Annotated in this window: 16 protein-coding genes and 1 pseudogene; 15 read left to right on the top strand and 2 right to left on the bottom strand. The window is 60.5% G+C overall.

From position 1 onward, the window contains the following. Positions 1–151 precede the first annotated feature (151 nt). From PMI11_RS11305 to dhaL (PMI11_RS11240), 13 genes are all read left to right on the top strand, one after another. Positions 152–1,291 carry a sugar ABC transporter substrate-binding protein gene (locus PMI11_RS11305; protein ID WP_007816825.1) on the top strand — a complete coding sequence of 380 codons (1,140 nt, stop codon included), beginning with the start codon at positions 152–154 and terminating at the stop codon, positions 1,289–1,291. A 78-nt stretch (positions 1,292–1,369) separates the two neighbouring features. Further along, positions 1,370–2,908 carry a sugar ABC transporter ATP-binding protein gene (locus PMI11_RS11300; RefSeq protein WP_007816818.1) on the top strand — a complete coding sequence of 513 codons (1,539 nt, stop codon included), beginning with the start codon at positions 1,370–1,372 and terminating at the stop codon, positions 2,906–2,908. After that, positions 2,905–3,900, top strand: a complete 996-nt coding sequence (locus PMI11_RS11295; RefSeq protein WP_007816815.1) for an ABC transporter permease — start codon at positions 2,905–2,907, stop codon at positions 3,898–3,900. Before PMI11_RS11300 ends, PMI11_RS11295 begins: the two co-directional genes overlap by 4 nt. Beyond that, complete coding sequence (locus tag PMI11_RS11290) at positions 3,897–4,880, top strand: ABC transporter permease (RefSeq protein WP_007816813.1); 984 nt, start codon at positions 3,897–3,899, stop codon at positions 4,878–4,880. Before PMI11_RS11295 ends, PMI11_RS11290 begins: the two co-directional genes overlap by 4 nt. 176 nt (positions 4,881–5,056) lie before the next feature. Next, positions 5,057–5,314: a hypothetical protein gene (locus PMI11_RS11285; RefSeq protein ID WP_157179622.1), complete on the top strand. Its 258-nt coding sequence runs from the start codon at positions 5,057–5,059 to the stop codon at positions 5,312–5,314. A 100-nt stretch (positions 5,315–5,414) separates the two neighbouring features. After that, positions 5,415–6,893 (top strand): sugar ABC transporter ATP-binding protein, encoded by a 1,479-nt coding sequence (locus tag PMI11_RS11280; RefSeq protein ID WP_007816809.1) that lies wholly within the window; start codon positions 5,415–5,417, stop codon positions 6,891–6,893. A gap of 40 nt (positions 6,894–6,933) precedes the next feature. Further along, a complete protein-coding gene (locus PMI11_RS11275; protein ID WP_037071153.1) occupies positions 6,934–7,938 on the top strand; it encodes an ABC transporter permease in 1,005 nt (334 codons plus the stop codon). A gap of 95 nt (positions 7,939–8,033) precedes the next feature. Further along, complete coding sequence (locus PMI11_RS11270) at positions 8,034–9,020, top strand: substrate-binding domain-containing protein (RefSeq protein WP_007816804.1); 987 nt, start codon at positions 8,034–8,036, stop codon at positions 9,018–9,020. Between the two features lie 59 nt (positions 9,021–9,079). Beyond that, the gene (locus tag PMI11_RS11265) at positions 9,080–9,850 is read left to right on the top strand and encodes an SDR family oxidoreductase (protein ID WP_007816802.1); all 771 of its coding nucleotides are present in this window, start codon (positions 9,080–9,082) and stop codon (positions 9,848–9,850) included. Between the two features lie 22 nt (positions 9,851–9,872). Then, a complete protein-coding gene (locus PMI11_RS11260) occupies positions 9,873–10,868 on the top strand; it encodes a dihydroxyacetone kinase subunit DhaK (protein ID WP_007816799.1) in 996 nt (331 codons plus the stop codon). 14 nt (positions 10,869–10,882) lie between these two features. Then, positions 10,883–11,530: a dihydroxyacetone kinase subunit DhaL gene (gene dhaL, locus PMI11_RS11255; RefSeq protein WP_007816798.1), complete on the top strand. Its 648-nt coding sequence runs from the start codon at positions 10,883–10,885 to the stop codon at positions 11,528–11,530. Positions 11,531–11,683: 153 nt separating this feature from the next. Then, entirely contained in the window at positions 11,684–13,774 is a 2,091-nt protein-coding gene (locus PMI11_RS36415; protein WP_007816796.1) for a bifunctional sugar-binding transcriptional regulator/dihydroxyacetone kinase subunit DhaK, read from the top strand. 52 nt (positions 13,775–13,826) lie between these two features. Next, the gene (gene dhaL, locus PMI11_RS11240; RefSeq protein ID WP_007816793.1) at positions 13,827–14,483 is read left to right on the top strand and encodes a dihydroxyacetone kinase subunit DhaL; all 657 of its coding nucleotides are present in this window, start codon (positions 13,827–13,829) and stop codon (positions 14,481–14,483) included. A gap of 32 nt (positions 14,484–14,515) precedes the next feature. Here dhaL (PMI11_RS11240) and PMI11_RS11235 read toward each other — a convergent pair whose 3' ends face one another. Further along, complete coding sequence (locus PMI11_RS11235) at positions 14,516–15,274, bottom strand: alpha/beta hydrolase (protein WP_007816791.1); 759 nt, start codon at positions 15,272–15,274, stop codon at positions 14,516–14,518. A 43-nt stretch (positions 15,275–15,317) separates the two neighbouring features. Continuing rightward, positions 15,318–17,093 (bottom strand): cytochrome c biogenesis protein DipZ, encoded by a 1,776-nt coding sequence (locus PMI11_RS11230; RefSeq protein ID WP_007816790.1) that lies wholly within the window; start codon positions 17,091–17,093, stop codon positions 15,318–15,320. 230 nt (positions 17,094–17,323) lie between these two features. Between PMI11_RS11230 and PMI11_RS11225 the strand changes: the two genes are divergently transcribed. Next, positions 17,324–17,695 (top strand): DUF488 domain-containing protein, encoded by a 372-nt coding sequence (locus PMI11_RS11225; protein WP_007816787.1) that lies wholly within the window; start codon positions 17,324–17,326, stop codon positions 17,693–17,695. A gap of 137 nt (positions 17,696–17,832) precedes the next feature. After that, a pseudogene (locus tag PMI11_RS38050) lies at positions 17,833–17,967 on the top strand (alpha/beta hydrolase); the annotation flags it as partial.

Here is a 17,967-nt window from a genome sequence, read left to right as displayed (position 1 = left end):
TGACAGCGCTAGCAAATCCGATTTGACAGCGCTGTCAACTATGTTAGGCTCAAATTGCACCGGAAAAGGATGGGATGGAGCCTTCCGGGATCAGCATGCCAATAAGATTTTGTGGAGGGGCGGTCTGGTCCGCCTGAGGAGGAGACATTCAATGCTTAAGGTGAAGAAAGCGAAGATGGTCCGTATCGCCGCGTTTTCCGCGTCGGCGTTTGCTCTGCTCTGCAGCACGGCCATGGCGGCGCCAAAGGTCGTGTCCGGCCCGGCCGCCGATCCGAACTGCATGGTTCCGTGGTCGGCCGAAACCCAATTCCTGCAATATCCGAAGAAGGATGGTCCTTACCGCATCGCGCTTGCCAACGGCTATATCGCCAATACCTGGCGCATCCAGATGGTGCAGACGGCAAAGGCCTATGCCGCTCAGCCGGATGTCGCCGCCAAGCTGAAAGAATTCAAGGTCGTGTCGACCGGCGAGGATGTTCCGGCCCAGATTTCGGCGATCAACAACTTCATCGACGCCGGCTATGATGCCGTCGTTGTCAACGCCCAGAACCCGACAGCTTTTGGTCCGGTCATCAAGCGCGCCAAGGAAGCTGGCGTCGTTCTTGTCGCCTTCGACAATATCCTCGACACCAAGGATGCGATCAACGTCAACGTCGACCAGAAAGGCCTTGGTGTCATCTGGGCCGACTGGCTGGTGAAGCACCTGCCGCAGGGCGGCAAGATCCTGGAAGTGCGCGGCGTAGCCGGTACCTCCGTCGATACGGATCGCCATAGCGGCATTCATGAAACGCTGGACGCTTCCGGCAAGAAGTTCACCGTCACTGAAGTTGTCGGCAAGTGGGATGATGGCGTAGCGCAGAAGGCAACGGCCGATGCGATCGCCACCAATGGCCCGTTCGATGGCATCACCGCGCAGGGCGGTGACACTGGTGTCGTGCAGGCGATGATCGATGCGAAGCATCCCTTCGTGCCCTTCGGCGGTGAGACGGAAAATGGCTTCCGTAAATTCTGCGCGGCCCATGCCGGGGATGGCCTGAAATGCTCGTCGGCAGGCACCGGCCCAGCACAGGTTGCTGTTGCCATCAAGACGGCCATCGCAGCTCTCGAAGGCGAGGTCGTTCCGCAGGCCGTCAAGCTACCGACGGCCCTCGTTTCCGATCCCGATTTCAAGGAAGGGGAGGATTATTACCCCACCCAGTCCGACAACTTCTTCGTCGGCAACTCCTTCCCGACCTGCGGCATCAATTTCTCCGCACAGGAAATCATGGGGCAGACCAAGGAAAACCAGTAAGCACCACCATCCGGACCTAGCTGCGGGCGCCCGCGCCCGTAGCCTCGATCTCGACACGACCGAATGGAGGCTGGATGCATGACCCTTTCCGAACCGCTTCTGCGCCTGGAAGGCATATCGAAGCGCTATGGCGGCGCGATTGCGCTGAAGGAAGCTAATATCGCCGTTCGACCAGGGGCGATCCACGCCGTTCTCGGCGAAAACGGGGCCGGAAAATCGACCCTTATCAAGATCATGGCCGGTGTGGTGGCGCCGGATGAAGGGCGCATGCTGCTGGAGGGCAATGAGGTTTCCTTTGCCTCGCCGGCCGCCGCCATTGCCGCCGGTATCGTCTGTGTTTTCCAGGAATTGTCGCTCATTCCCGATCTTTCGGTGGCCGACAACATCGTCATCAGCAATCCGCCGCTGCGTTTCGGCATGATCGACCGTAAGAGGCAGCGCCAGATTGCCGAGGAAGCACTTGCCCGCGCCGGCGCTGCCGATATCCATCCATCTTCCCTGGTGAAGGATTTGCCGCTTTCTCGCCGGCAGATGGTAGAGATCGCCAAGGCACTTGCCCGCAAGCCGCGTCTGATGATCCTCGACGAGGCGACCTCGGCGCTGACCCAGTCGGATGTCGAGAAGGTTTTTGCCGTGCTGAAGCAGCTCAGGGCCGAGGGCATGGCGCTGATCTATATTTCCCATCGCATGCATGAGATTGCGCAACTGGCCGATGACTGCACGGTCTTTAGAAACGGCCGCAGTATCGAATCCTATCCCGCCGGCACCAAGACCGACCAGCAGGTGGTGGAGCTGATGATCGGACGCGAATATTCCAACGTCTTTCCGCCCAAGCCACTGCAATCGAGGGCGGACGCGCCGGTTCTGTCCTGCCGCGACCTCTCCTGGGGAGGCCGACTCTCCGGGATCAATTTCGACGTGCGCCCTGGCGAGATTATCGGTTTCGGCGGCCTGGACGGGCAGGGGCAGCGCGAATTGCTGTTGGCGCTGTTCGGCGTGCTGCGGGACCTCAAAGGTGAGGTGACAGTCGATGGAAGACCGGTAAGGCTGAAGAGCCCGGGCGCTGCGAAATCGGGCGAGATCTCCATGGCGCTGATCCCGGAGGACCGCAAGACGGAGGGGTTGATGCTGCCGATGACGGTGCGCGAAAACCTGTCGATCGCAGCCCTTGATCGTGTTTCGCGCAATGGCGTGATCGACCGCGCAGCCGAGATCAGGGAGATCGACGAACTTCTGAAGCTGCTGGCGATCAAGGCGGCGACGATCGACATGCCCGTCGCCTCGCTGTCCGGCGGCAATCAACAGAAAGTCGTGATCGCCAAATGGCTGATGAACCGGCCGCGCATCATTCTGCTCAACGATCCGACACGCGGCATCGATGTCGGCACCAAGCAGGAAATTTATGCCCTGCTGCGTAAGCTTGCCGATGCGGGGGCGGCCATCATCTTCTATTCGACCGACTATGATGAGTTGGTCGGTTGCTGCGACCGCGTGCTCGTCATGTATGATGGCAGCATCGTCCGCATTCTCGAGGGAGACGAGATCAACGAGCGCGAGCTGGTGAGTGCCGCCCTCAACATCGGCGCCGCCGAGGCGCAGCAAAGGATGGCCCAATGAGCAGGCAGGCGACTGGTGAATGGCGCTACCGGTACGTTCAGCAGAAGGGCACGCTCTTTGCAGCGCTCCTCTTCATCCTGATGTTCATCATCTATGTCTCGAACCATCCCGCCGGCTTCACGCCCAATGTGGTGCAGACGGCCTCCAACAAGGCGACATTGCTCGCCTTCGTGGCCATGGCGCAGTGTTTCGTGGTCATAACGGCGGGGATCGACCTTTCGGTCGGCATGATCCTGATCCTGTGCAACTGCCTCGCCTCGTGGCTTGTCGTCGGCACGCCGCTGCAGACGGGGTTGGGTGTCGTGGTCGTACTTTTGACCGGTCTCGCCTGCGGCTTGCTCAATGGGCTCATCATCATCTTCGGGCGGTTACAGCCGATCGTCACCACGATCGCGACCAGCGCGGTCTTTTACGGACTTGCGCTGCTGTTGCGGCCCACACCCGGCGGCTCGGTCAATGAAGATCTCGCCGATGTTTTTACTTCGAAACTTTTCGGCGTCATCCCGGCAAGCCTTGTCGTGCTCGCGCTTGTCGTCCTGGTGATCTGGGTGCCTTTCAGCCGTTCGGTGCTCGGCCGCACTGCCTATGCGGTCGGCTCGGCAGAAAATGCCGCCTATATGTCCGCCATGCCGGTGAAGCGGGCAAAGCTTGCTGCCTATGCACTGGCTGGTCTGCTGTCAGCGATTGGCGGGCTTTATCTGACCTTCTTTTCCTATACGGGCGAGGCGGCCCTTGCGAGCGGCAACGCTTATACGCTCTATTCGATTGCAGCAGTGGTGCTCGGCGGTGTTTCGCTTGCGGGTGGTAAGGGAAGCGCTGTCGGCGCCGTTTTCGGTGCGCTGGCCTTCCGCACCATCGGCGACCTGTTGTTCGTCTTCGATCTCGATCCGCTCTGGCAGCCGCTCTTCCAGGGCGTGGTGCTGATGCTGGCGGTCAGCATCGGCTGCATCGGCCTGTCGCGTGTTCGCAATCGTCTGGAGTGGTTCCAATGAGCGAGGATGCTTCCACCATGCGGCAAATTCCTGTGCCCGCCCGGCTGCGCGGCGTCGATCCGGCTGTGGCGATCGCTTTCGGCTGCATCATCCTCCTGCTTCTCGGCGGTTCGCTCTACTCCTCCAACTTCCTGTCGCCGGATTACCTGGTGCAGCAGTTGAAGGTGGCTTCCTTCCTCGGCGTCATCGCAACCGGCATGATGGCGGTCATCCTACTTGGACAAATCGACCTGTCTGTTCCCTGGGTGGTGACGACAGGGGCAATGATGGCCTGCGCCGCCACTGCTTACGGAACGACGGGTGCGGTCCTCGCAATCCCCTTCGGTATTCTCTGCGGTGCCGCGATCGGTCTCGTCAATGGCATCGCAGTCGCCTATCTGCGCATTCCCTCGATGATCATCACGCTTGCGACCAATGCCGTCGCTCAAGGGTTGATGGTCGTTTATACAGGTGGCTTCTCACCGCAGGACTCGGCCTCAGCATCAATGCGCTTTCTGGCTACTGGTTATGCCGTACCCGGGCTTCCGAATGGCGTCCTGGTGTGGTTGGCCGTCGGCCTGCTCGCCGTCTTCCTGCTGAGGCGAACGACTTTCGGCCGGGCGCTCTATGCGATCGGCAATCGCGAGCGCGCCGCGTACATGTCCGGCATCAATACCCGTAGGGTCACCCTGCTGGCCTTCATCATGTCAGGCGGGCTTAGCGCTCTCGGCGGCGTGCTTCTCGCCGGTTACGCCTCGAAGGCGTCTCAATCCATGGGTGACGCTTATCTCTTGCCGTCGATTGCCGCCGTGGTGCTTGGCGGCACGCATGTACTCGGCGGCAAGGGTTCCTATCTCGGAACCGTCGCCGGTGTCATCCTGATCACCCTTCTTCAGTCGATCCTTTCGGTCATGCAGATCGAGGAGGCCGGCCGTCAGCTCATCTATGGCGCGGTCATCATCGGCATGTTGCTGCTTTACGGGCGGCAGAAGGTCTTGTGACGAAATTCAGTGTTTTGCCCGGTTCAGGCTGTCGATTGCCCTGACGTTTTCGACCGATAGACCATTCGGGCCGAAGCTGGGGCGAGATAGTTATCGACGATCGCTTTGGCGGGTTCGGGGCTGACCACGCGTGTACCCACGGTGGTGATGACTTGGCGGCGCGCTCGGCAGAATAGGTGTCGTGGATCAGCGCCGCCCGGATGCTTGTTGGCAGAAATCGACACGCCGGTGCCCGCTCCTCAGAAGAGCGGGACGCGATCATGCTCGCCGTCGATAATCTCTTTGCGCTACGTCGGCATGATGTTCCGCAGGCCCTCATTTCCGCCGCGCTGTCGCTCTTCGCCCTGAAATCGCTGGATTTTTTGGCGCCGTTCCTGGCTCTCGGATACCCTGACATTTACGTGATTGTGTATCACTTGACATTTGTCGAATAGCAATCGAATATTGTCAGAATTGATATTCGGGCGGAGGTTTCCGGATGTCGAATGGCGCGCTGGAATGTGCTCGCCAGACGCATGCGTGGAGGAGACGGACGTGGAATTTCTGCTGGAAGTGGAAGGGCTCAAGAAGTCCTTTGGTGGTGTCGCAGCCTTGCGCGACGGCCGCTTTCAACTTCGCGCCGGCTCAGTCCATGCGCTTTGCGGCGGCAATGGCGCTGGCAAATCGACCTTCCTGAAAATTCTGATGGGCATTCACAAGCGCGATGCCGGCTCGATCCGCCGGCGGGGCCGGGAGGTGGATTTCTCCAGTCCTGCTGATGCGCTCGCATCCGGTATTGCCATCATTGAGCAGGAGCTGAGCCCGGTTCCGCATATGACGGTCGCCGAGAACATCTATCTCGGCCGCGAGCCGTCAGCCCGTTTCGGCGGCATCGATTTCCGCACCATGAACCGTGCGGCGCAAAAGCTGCTCGATGAACTGGAATTCGATATCCGCGCAAACCAGTACATGATGAACCTCTCGGTCGCGCAGATGCAGCTTGTGGAGATCGCCAAGGCGCTGAGCCACGATGCCGAAGTCATCTTCATGGACGAGCCGACATCGGCGATCGGCGAGCGTGAGGCCCAGCAGCTCTTTGCGGCGATCCGCCGCCTGCAGGCCCAGGGGCGCGGTATCGTCTACGTCTCGCACCGCCTGTCGGAAATCTTCCAGATCGCTGATTCCTACACGGTCTTCCGCGACGGTTCCTTCGTCGGTGCCGGCGCCTTGTCGGAGATCGACCGGCCGAGCCTGATCCGCATGATCGTCGGACGGGAATTGTCGGAAGAATACGTCAAGACCAATACGCCGACACCTCAGATCGGTCTGGAGGTCAGTGCGCTCTCCTGCCCGAACAAGATCGAGGACATTTCCTTTTCCGCCCATAAGGGCGAGATCTTCGGCATATACGGGCTTATGGGCTCCGGCCGTACGGAAATCTTCAACTGCCTCTTTGGCCTCGATAAACCATCGAAGGGACACATTGCAGTGGACGGTGCGCCGATCTCGGTCGCGAAGCCCTCGGACGCGATGGCTCATGGACTGGCGCTGGTAACCGAGGATCGAAAGCAGACGGGGCTCAATCTTTCCGATTCCGTTCGCGCCAATATCTGCATGGCAAGCTTGCCGGAGTTGAGCCCCGCCTTTGCGATGGACCATGCGAAGGAAGTGGATGCCAGCAGGCGGATGCGCGAGCAGTTTCAGATCAAGGCAGCGCGCGACACCATGCCGGTATCAGGCCTTTCCGGCGGCAACCAGCAGAAGGTCGTTCTCGGCAAATGGTTCCTGCGCAACCCTAAGGTCCTGCTGCTGGATGAGCCAACACGCGGCGTCGATGTCGGCGCCAAGCGCGAAATCTACCGCATCATCTGCGACTTCGCCGAAGGCGGCGGCACGGTGGTGATGATCTCATCGGAAATAGACGAAGTTCTCGGCATGTCGGACCGCATCATGGTGATGCGCGCCGGCAAGAGCGCCGGAATATACAGCCGGGAGGAGACGAATGCCCAATCACTCGTCCACTTATCAACCTGACCAGGGTCAGGGCGTTCGTCCGGCAGCAGAGGAGCAGGCAGTGTCAGTGAGTGAGAACAAGAGTGCGGGCAGCTGGTTCAAGACCGAGCAGCGGCGTTTGATCGTGCAGGAATACGGCATCTTCCTCGCCTTCCTGCTTCTGGTCGTTATCCTGTCGTTCTCGAATGAGTTCTTCCTGACCGGCGGCAACATTTCCAACGTGCTGCTGCAGACGTCCATCAACGGCGTGCTGGCGATCGGCATGACCTTCGTGATCCTGACGCGCGGCATCGACCTGTCTGTCGGCTCTGTCGTGGCGCTCGCCGGCATCGTCAGCGCCAGTTTTGCCACCACTTCGGAAACGGCCGGCGTCATCGGTTCGCCCTATCCGGTCGCTATCGGCCTCTTGGTCGGCGTCCTGGTCGGTGTTGTCTGCGGCTCGATCTCAGGCGCGATCGTCTCGCGCTTCTCGGTGCCCGCCTTCGTCGCCACACTCGGCATGCTCTCGGCTGCCCGTGGCATGACGTTGATCTACGGTGGCGGTCGCCCGGTTCCGGCGCTGACACCCGCCTTTCGCTGGATCGGCACCGGTGATGTATTCGGTCTTCCCGCTCCCGTCATCGTGCTTGCGGCCGTCTTTGTGGCTTCCTGGTGGGTGCTCAACCGTACGCGGTTCGGCCGCTACATCTATGCCGTCGGCGGCAACCCGCATGCGGCCAAGACTTCGGGCATCAACACCGACCGTATCCGCTTCACCGTCTATGTCATCTCCGGCGGCCTGGCAGGGCTTGCGGGCATCCTGCTCAGCGCCCGCACCGGTTCGGGCCTGCCGCAGGCTGGTGTCGCGTATGAACTGGATGCGATCGCGGCAGTCGTCATCGGGGGGACGAGCCTTTCCGGTGGTGTCGGCCGGGTGACGGGGACACTGATCGGCGCGCTCATCATCGGCGTGATGAACAACGGTCTCGATCTGATGGGTATCCAGTCCTACTACCAGCAGGTCTTGAAAGGCGCCCTGATCGTCGGCGCCGTGATGCTCGACCAGAAACGAAATTTCGGAGCCTGAACTCAACAAAAGAAATTCGGGGCAGGCGCTTCGGTCGCCCCGTTCGACAGGCAAGCCATGCCGGCAGCCTAAACCCAAGGTGGAGGATAATGAAAATGAAAAAGCTTCTGATTGTACTTGCTTCGGCAACGGCGCTGTTGGCGACGTCGGCCGCAGCCCAGGAAAAGATCAAGATCGGCGCAGCACCCTACGGCTTGAATGCGGAATTCATGCAGATCTGGACTGCGGCCCTGCAGGACCACCCCGCCGTCAAGAGCGGCGAGGTCGAACTGACGGTCTTCGATGGCCGCTATGACGCGCTGGTTCAGCAGGACCAGTTCAAGACGATGATCACGCAGAAGTACAACGCCATCATCTTCGCTCCGATCGACGTTGATGCAGGGGCATCTGCCGTTCAGTCCGCCGTCGACGCCGGCATACCGGTCATCGGCTCCAACACCCGCGTCAATTCCGATCAACTGACCTCCTATGTCGGTTCCGATGACACGGTTTCCGGTTATCTCGAAGCCAAGAGTGTGCTGGACAAGATCGGCTGCAAGGGCAATGTCGTGATCATCGAGGGCCCGGTCGGCCAGTCGGCGCAGATCCAACGGTTGCAGGGTAACAAGAAGGCGTTGGCCGAGTGCCCTAACGTCAAGGTTCTCGAAGACCAGACTGCAAACTGGTCGCGCGCCGAAGCCCAGACGCTGATGGAGAACTGGCTGACGTCGCACCCGAACCAGATCAACGGCATTATCGGCCAGAACGATGAAATGGCGCTCGGCGCCATCGAGGCGATCAAGGCTGCCGGGCTCGACGTCAAGAGCTTCGCCATCGCCGGTATCGACGGCGTCACCGATGCGCTGCGGGCTGCCAAGGCCGGTGAGATGACCTCGATCCTTCAGGATGCCCGTGCCCAGGCGCAGGGCGCTCTGGATCTTGCGATCTTCAATGCCAAGAAGGGTAACTATAAGCCGGAATCCGATATCTGGACCACCTACAAGGATATGCCGTGGAACGACGGCAAGGATAAGACCTATAATGTCCCGTGGACCCCGGTGACGGCTGAAAACGTCGATAAACTGCTTTCCACTCGCAAGTGATCCTCCCTGGGGCGGGATGAAGATTCCGCCCCATATCCCGACAGGTTGAGAAGAAAGCCATGACTGATTCAAAACAGGTTGATTTGAACTTTTCCTTGAGCGGTAAGGTCGCTCTGATCACGGGTGGGGCCTCCGGCATCGGCAGCGCCATCGCATCCGCCATGGCCGCCAAAGGCGCGATCGTCGGCGTGGTGGACATCAATGGATCGGTCGCGAAGGCCAAGGCCGACGAACTCGGCAACGGCGCGAAATCATTCGTCTGCGACGTATCGGACCCGCAATCGGTCGAAAAGGTGGTTTCCGACGTGGTGGCCGCATTCGGTCACATTGATATTGCCGTCAACAGCGCCGGTGTCGTCATGCTCGCGCCGGCAGAGGAACTCAGCCTCGATGCGTGGGACAAGACCATCGCGATCAATCTCAAAGGCACCTTCCTGGTGTCCCAGGCCGCCGGCCGCGCCATGATCAAGGCAGGCAGGGGCGGCAAGATCATCAACATGGCCTCACAGGCAGGCACGGTCGCCATCGACCAGCATGTTGCCTATTGTGCGTCGAAGTTCGGCGTCATCGGTCTTTCCAAGACGCTGGCTGCCGAATGGGGAAAGCACGGCATCAACGTCAACACGATTTCTCCGACCGTCGTCCTGACCGATCTCGGCAGGAAGGCATGGGACGGCCCACGCGGTGAGGCGCTGAAACAGCGCATTCCATCCGGCCGTTTTGCATTTCCAGAGGAGATTGCGGCGGCGGCGGTGTTCCTGGCTTCCAACGGTGCCGATATGATCAATGGCGCGGACCTTCTGGTCGACGGCGGCTACACCATTATCTGACGCACGGTAGATAGGAGTTATAATGCAGAGATTTATCAACAATCCGGACGAGGTCGTCGAGGATACCGTCAAGGGCTTCGTCAAGGCCCATGCCGACATCGTCAGGCTATCGGCACAAAATCCCCGTGTCATTGCCGCCCGTCAAACACCGGTCGCCGGCAAGGTGGGCGTCATCACTGGTGGTGGTTCGGGCCATGAGCCGGCCTTCATCGGTTATACCGGCCGCAACATGCTGGATGCCGTGGCCGTCGGCGAACTTTTCTCTTCGCCAACCGCAAAGAGCTTCCTCGATGCCGCGCGCGAAGCCAATGGCGGCAATGGCGTCGTCTGCCTCTATGGCAACTATGCCGGCGACAACATGAACGTGAAGATGGCAATCAAGCTGGCGGCCAAGGAAGGCATCGAGATCGTCACCGTCGTTGCCAATGACGATGTATGTTCAGCAGGCCCCGAGGAGCGCGAAAAGCGCCGTGGCGTCGCCGGCGAGATATTCATGTGGAAGTGCGGCGCGGCAAAGGCTGCCGAGGGCGCGAGCCTTGAAGAGGTTCGTGCGACCGCTCAGAAAGCGATCGACAATTGCCGTTCGATCGGCGTCGGCCTCGGCCCCTGCACGCTGCCCTCCGTCGGCCATCCGAACTTCACCATCGAGCCTGGCACGATGGAAGTCGGCATCGGCCATCATGGCGAACCCGGCGTGCGCGTCGAGCCGCTGAAGTCCGCCAAGGAGGTTGCCGAGGAGATGGCGAAGATCGTTCTCGACGATCACCAGCTTCCTGCTGGAGCCGAAGTCGCAGTTATCGTGTCCGGGCTTGGCGCAACGCCGCTCAACGAGCTCTATATTCTCCACGATACGATTGAATCCGAGATCACCGGACGCGGACTGAAGATCTACAAGGTCTATATCGGCAACTATTTCACATCGCTGGAAATGGTCGGCGCAACACTGACCGTCATGGCACTGGACGACGAGCTTAAGCGGCTGCTGAATGTCGATGTTCAGTGCCCTGCGATGCTCTGAGGGGAGGCAGGCGAATGCAGCAATTTCGGAATGCCAAATCAGGCGATATCATTCTCTCGCTTGCCGATCGGATCATCGAAAATCGCGCCTATCTGAGCGAAATTGACGGCAAGATCGGCGACGGCGATCATGGCGTCAACATGGCCAAGGGTTTCGGCATGGCTGCCGAGCGCGTCAAGGGGGCAGATATGTCCCTGGCGGAGGCGCTCGACACGCTCGGCACCGTGCTGATGACGGAGATCGGCGGCTCCATGGGACCGCTCTATGGCGTCATGTTCACGCAGTTTGCCGAAACGATCGAGAAGTCTGATGCGATCGACGCCGCGACATTTAGCACCATGCTCCACAATGGCCTCGATGGCATCCAGGCGATCGGCTCGGCCAAGGTCGGCGACAAGACGCTGCTCGACACGCTCGTGCCGGCGATTAGTGCGTTCGATTCGGCGATTGGCAGCGGAAAGTCCTTTGGCGAGGCGCTTCAGGCTCTCGTCGCAGCTGCGGAGGCCGGACGGGACAGTACACGCGATCTCGTTGCCAAGATCGGTCGGGCTAGCCGCCTTGGTGAACGTTCGCTCGGCGTGCTCGACGCGGGCGCGACATCCTGCGCGTTGATTCTGAAGTCGCTGGCTGATGGCGTGGAAACGAGGCTCCAGCCCGCTTGACAAATCGGGCTTTGGTGAGAGCCCGTGATCCTCCCTTGCATCACCTTCCCGGCCGCTTCGGCGGCCGGGAACAATTGGGCGGAGGCACGTTGAAAACTGCAGCTTTTGCGCTCATCTTCGCCGTCGATTGCAGACGAGGGGAAACCAGGCAGGATGACGGCTAAGACATCATCGGCACGAAAGAACACTACGGCTGATATCGCGGCTGAACCAATCCCGCTGCGCTACGGCGACGATCCCTATGTGTGGGCATGCTGGCTTTACTACGAAGATGGCATGACCCAAGGCGATATCGCCGAAACCATGGGCATTTCACGCGCCACGGTGAACAGCTACCTCGCCGATGCACGCGCCCGCGGCATCGTCAACATTTCCATCGAACCCTCGCGCCTGAGTTCGCTCACCATCGCCCAGGAACTGAAGCGGCATTTCGGTCTGCATGACTGTCTTGTCGTGCCGAGCGACGACAATGCCCGGCCGCTGATCGAACGGCTTGGCGCAGCCGGCGCGCAGGCACTGCAGAAACTGTTGAAATCCGGGGATACAATGGCGGTCGTCTGGGGCCGCACCATCATGGCGGTCGGCGAGCAGGCCACCATTTCGGGACTGCAGGATATGACCATCGTGCAGGCGACAGGTGGGACGAGTGCAACCTTCGCCTACACGCCGGAACTTTGTGCCGCGGCCTTTGCCGACGCGGTCGATGGCCGGCTCATCAACATTTCGGCGCCTGCCATCGTTTCCAGCGCCGAATTGCGTAACATGCTGATGCGCGAACCTTTGATCGATCAGCAGTTTGAGGCGCTTTCGCGGGCAAACAGGGTGATTTTCGGCATCGCCTCCATGCGGCCGAATTCTACCATCCACACCAGCGGCTTTTTTGAGTCGGTATCGCTGCAGGATTATCTGGCGAAGGACGCGACCGGTGTCGTTGCCGGACGCTTCATCGATGGACACGGACGGCCCGTCGCCGGTCCGCTGGACGACCGAACCGTCGGCATTTCGCTCGACCTCCTGAAGAAGATCAACATGCGCATTGCTGTTGCCGGTGGTTTCGACAAGGTGCCGGCGATCCTCGCCGCGCTTCGCGGCGGCTATGTCAATGTCCTGATCACCGATGCAGCTACCGGTCGCGGCATCCTGAATGCCGATGGCGTCACCGAGATCGCCCAAAGGCTCTCCCAGCGTCCGCGCGTGGAAAGCGAGGTGTCGGCGCCACCGAACAGCGCTCGCACCCATATCAAGAAGTTCCTGAACAATCCTGATGATGTCGTCGAGGAAATGCTCGAGGGTGTCGTCAAAGCGCATGCGAATTACCTCCGGCCGGTCGACGGCTCCAACCGCGCTCTCGTTGCCCGCGCGGGCCCGCGGGCCGGCAAGGTCGGACTGGTCGTCGGCGGTGGCACCGGCCATGAGCCGGCTTTCCTCGGTTATGTCGGCAAAGGGCTCGCTGACGCTGTCGCGGTCGGGAATATCTTTTCCTCGCCACCTCCGGGGCCGATCCTGCAATGCGCCAAGGCAGCGTCGGGCGGGGAGGGCGTGCTCTTCGTCTACGGCAATTACGCCGGCGATGTCATGAATTTCGAGATGGCTGCCGAAATGGCGGCAGAGGACAATATCGAAGTCCGCACCGTGGTGACGACCGACGATATCTCCTCATCGCCTTTGGAGGATCGGGATGGACGCCGCGGTGTTGCCGGCAATTTCTTCATCTTCAAGATTGCCGGTGCGGCCTGCGATCGTGGCCTGTCGCTGAATGCTTGCGAGGCAGCAACGCGAAAAGCCAATAACCGTACGTTCACGATGGGTGTCGCGCTGGAGCCCTGTTCGTTGCCGCAGACGCGTCGCCACAATTTCGAGATCGGTCCCGACGATATGGAAATCGGCATGGGCATCCACGGCGAACCGGGCGTGATGCGCGAGAAGATGATGAGCGCCGATGCTGTGGTCGATGTCGTCATGGACCGCATATTCTCGGAGATGAAACCGGTGGCGGGGGACCGCGTTGCCGTTCTCGTCAACTCGTTCGGCGGCACGCCGCTGATGGAGCTCTATATTCTCTACCGGCGGGTGGAACAGCGCCTGAGCGCGAAGGGGATCAAGATCGAAGCGAACTGGGTGGGGCATTATTGCACATCGCTCGACATGGTCGGCGCATCCATATCGATCCTGCATCTCGACCAGGAACTGACGGATCTGCTGCATCACCCCTGCGATACGGCGTTTCTGAGGGTCGTAAACTGAAAAGCATAAAAGCATCCCAGGGGGCTGGGCTGCATGAATTGGGAGGATACGCATGTCGGCAAACGCGGCCCGCCGCCTCAGCAGGATGTTTCACCGGATCTCTGTGGCGATTTCGGCTGAGAAGGATCATCTCTCCGATCTGGATGGCGCGATCGGCGATGCCGACCACGGCATTACCATGTCGCTCGGTTTCCAGGCGGTGAATGGCGAATTGGCGAAACGCGATCTCGATGAGATGTTGCCATCAGAAGTCTTTTCGCTTGCCGCATCCGCCTTTCTGGATGCCGTTGGCGCATCGACCGGCCCGCTCTATGCCACGGCCTTCCGCAAGGCAGCGCAGGCTCTGAAACGGGATGAGACGCTTTCGATCGCCGCTCAGGCTGCAATTGTCGAGGCCATGACATCAGGTATCCGGGACCGCGGCAAGGGTCAGCGCGGCGACAAGACGATGCTGGATGCCTGGATCCCGGCAACAGAAGCGGCGGCGGCTGCCCGCGACAGACAGGCGACCGTCTCGGACATGTGGAACGGAATTCTTGAAGCGGCCGATGCCGGCGCACGCTCGACCCGTTCGATGGTTGCCACCCGCGGCCGTGCCGCCCGCCTCGGCGAACGATCCCTTGGCCACATCGATCCGGGCGCGGCATCGGCCGTCGTCATCATCAAGGCGATGAAGGAGACGTTCACGGAAAATGAGCCGGCGGAGTGATCCACCGGCTCCGGTTGCCGCTTTTGATCTGATTACTTGCCGGCTGCCTTGGCAGCCTTCGCGATCACATCGGCAACCTTTTCCGGCTGAGATGCGAAGACGGCGTGGCTTGCCTTGATCTCCGTCACCGTGCTGCCGGCCCGCTTTGCCATGTCGCGTTCGAGGTCGGGATTGATGGAACGGTCTTCGGTGGCGACAATCGTCCAGCTCTTTTTAGTCTTCCAGGCGGGATCGCCGATCTTGGCCGAGAAGGCCTCCTTGGAGGCGAAGACCTGCGACTTCGCGAGGAACGCGGCCTCGTCCTTCGGCAGGTCGGCGGCGAAGTCGTTCGTGAAGGTGGCCGGGTCGAGATAGAGGTATTTTCCGTCCTTCGTCTCACGAATATTCATGCCGCCAGGCGGCTTGGAACTCGCCAGGCTGATGAGGCTTTCACCCTTGTCCGGCTGGAAGGCTGCGACATAGATCAGGCCCGCGATGTTGGAACTGTTGCCGGCTTCGGTGATCACCATGCCACCATAGCTGTGCCCGACGAGCAGGGTCGGGCCATCCTGCAGTTCCAGCACCCGGTTGGTGGCGGCGATATCATCGGCAAGCGAGGTGATCGGCTCCTGGACGATGGTGACGTTGAAGCCGCGGCGCTCGAGGATTTCGGTTGCCTGGCGCCAGCCGGAGCCATCGGCGAGTGCGCCGTGGACGACGACGATGTTTTTCACCTCGGCCGCCTGGGCAGCAAAAGCGATGACGCTGGTGGCGAAGGCAAAGGCGATGGTAGAAAAATACTTGCGTTTCATGGTGATTGCTCCTGTTGTTCAAGTTAAACGAGAGAAGGAATGCTCAGCCGAATGTGAAGGCGTAGGCCTGCACGCCGGGATCGAGGAAATGGATCTCGAAGTTGCGTGCTTCCACCGTGTCTGACTGGCGCACGAGCTGGTAGAGTTTGGTCGAGGTCACCGTGCCGTTTCCATCGGCATCGATATCGCTGCCGTGGTCGGCACCCGGCGCCTTGCCGTCGACCGTCACCTGGAAGCGGATCGGTTTGCCGTCAGTACTTGGGCCAAGAACGAGATGTAGATCGCGGGCGCTGAAGCGGTAGGCGATGCCGCCGCCTGCCTGATCCAGGGTCGCCTCTTCGGCACCGACAGTCCATTTGCCCGCAAGACCCCACTGGTTGAGACCCGGCTGCTTGACCGAATAGTCCTTGGTGGCATCGGCGCGCATGCTCTCATTGGACGCAAAGCCGGTGGCCTGCTTATAGCCGATATAGGTCTCGCCAGAGCCGATGTCCTTCAGGTCCGGGCTCACCTCGGCACCTTTCGCATCCGGCACGACCGGTGCGCTTGTTGCCATCTCGCTGCCGGCTTCGCGCAACAGGTCCTGGATCGCCTGCTCGGTCTGTCGGTAGTTGCCTTCGCCGAAGTGATGTTCGCGGATCTGGCCCTTGGCATCGATCAGATAATGGGCCGGCCAGTAGCTGTTATCGAAGGCGCGCCAGATCTTGTAGTCGTTGTCGATTGCGACCGGATAGCCGATGTTGAAGTCGCCAATGGCCCTTTTGACATTGTCGATCTTCTTTTCGAAGGCAAATTCCGGGGCATGCACGCCGATCACAACCAGACCCTGGTCTTTATATTTTTCAGCCCAGGCGCGGACATAGGGGATAGTGCGGATGCAGTTGATGCAGGAATAGGTCCAGAAATCGACAAGCACGACCTTGCCACGAAGCTGTTCCGCCGTCAGCGGCGGCGAGTTCAGCCACTCGACGGCCCCGTCCAGTGATGGCGCACGGCCTTCGACCGGCAGATCGCTATGGAAGGGTTTCTTCGCATCGGCAAGACCGATCGTCTTGTCGTTGCTCGCGACTTCGGACGATCTTCCATCGGTTGGCTTCACATTCACCCTGTCGAGAACGGCCTGCTCGAAGGATGCGGTGCTGGCGTAGGAAAGCCGCGAAAGCAGGGCGGTGTCGAGACCGAGTGCGATAACGACGACACCTGCAAGCACGGCAACGCCGAGGCCCTGACGAATGCGCTCGCTGATGCCGAGCGACTTCTTCATGCCGGCAAAGATCTTGCCGCCGACGGAGAGGGCGATTGCGAGTGAGGTGGCCGCGCCCGCTGCATAGGCCAGCAGCAGGAATGTCGTCTGCAGGTTGGCGCCCTGGAGTGCGGCTCCGGTCAGTACGAGACCGAGGATTGGTCCTGCGCAGGGCGCCCAGAGCAGACCGGTTGCAACGCCGAGAACGAGCGCGCTCGCCACAGTCGGCGCAACACCGGTCTTGCCGGAAGCGTTCAGCAGGCGATTGCCGAAATCGACGACCGGCTGGGTGATGAAGCTTGCGACACGCGGCGAAAGAAGACCGACGCCGAAGACGGCAAGCAAGGTCAGCGCGGCAAGGCGGCCATATTCATTGGCGCTGATCGCCCAGCTGCCGCCAACGGCGGCAAGTGTGGCTACCAACGCGAACGTGGCGGCCATGCCGATCAGCATGGGCAGCGTGCTGCGCGCGAATGGCTGTCCGGCGCGGGCGAAGGCGAAGGGCAGGATGGGGAGGATGCAGGGGCTGAATATGGTCAGCGCCCCTCCGAGATAGGCAATGATAAGAAGCGTCATCATCGTTTCCTTTGAAACCGGGTGATCGGGCTCTGGACGGCGATGCAGCCCGACCAGCAACGCGGCTATCTGGTCGGGGCGATGTATCTCGGATGTGTCTGATTTCCCGGCAATATGTACCGAAGTGTAGGAAGCGCTCCGATGAGGGCTGCGCTATCTTCCATGCATCAGCGCTTCGCCCGGCCGGGATCCCGCAAGAAGAGGGATGATCGGTGAATGAGGAGGATCAGATGACAGCCAGAGCTGAGACGATAAAGCTCAAGCGGGTCTATGCGGCCAAGGCGGATGCGGATGGCGCCCGACTGCTGGTCGATCGCATCTGGCCGCGCGGTCTCAGCAAGGAGCGTGCTGCAATGACTGCCTGGCTAAAGGATGTCGCGCCAAGCACCGAGTTGCGCGACTGGTTCAATCATGAGCCCTCTCGCTGGGAGGAGTTCCGCCGGCGCTACACTGCAGAGCTTGAGCATAAAGAGGAAGAGCTGAAGCCCGTGACCGATTTCATAAGGAAAGGCACCGTCACGCTGCTTTATGCCACCAGCGATGACGAGCACAACAATGCCGTGGTGCTTCGTGATTTCCTCATCCAACGGAATTTCGATTGAGAAGGCAGCCAATTGTATCAGAACGTATCTGGAAGGCCGGATGCTACATCCGCATGCAATTGAAGCGGATACCCGAAACATCGGGGATACATGCGAGCTGTTTTCTCCCTGCCATCAACTTGAAACGGAGAGAGCCAATGTCCAGCGAAATCAATCTTCAGCGTCGTCGTTTTTTCGGTGTTGCGGCCATGACCGTGGCGGCGGTCGAATTCGGCCTGACCAGCGCCGCTGGTGCCCAGTCACAGGTTACCGCGCCCGCCGTGACGGCAGGG

The sequence above is a fragment of the Rhizobium sp. CF142 genome (assembly GCF_000281145.1).
GTDB lineage: Bacteria > Pseudomonadota > Alphaproteobacteria > Rhizobiales > Rhizobiaceae > Rhizobium.
The sequence above is the reverse complement of the archived record's forward strand: the minus strand, read 5'-3'. Positions and strand labels throughout refer to the sequence as shown.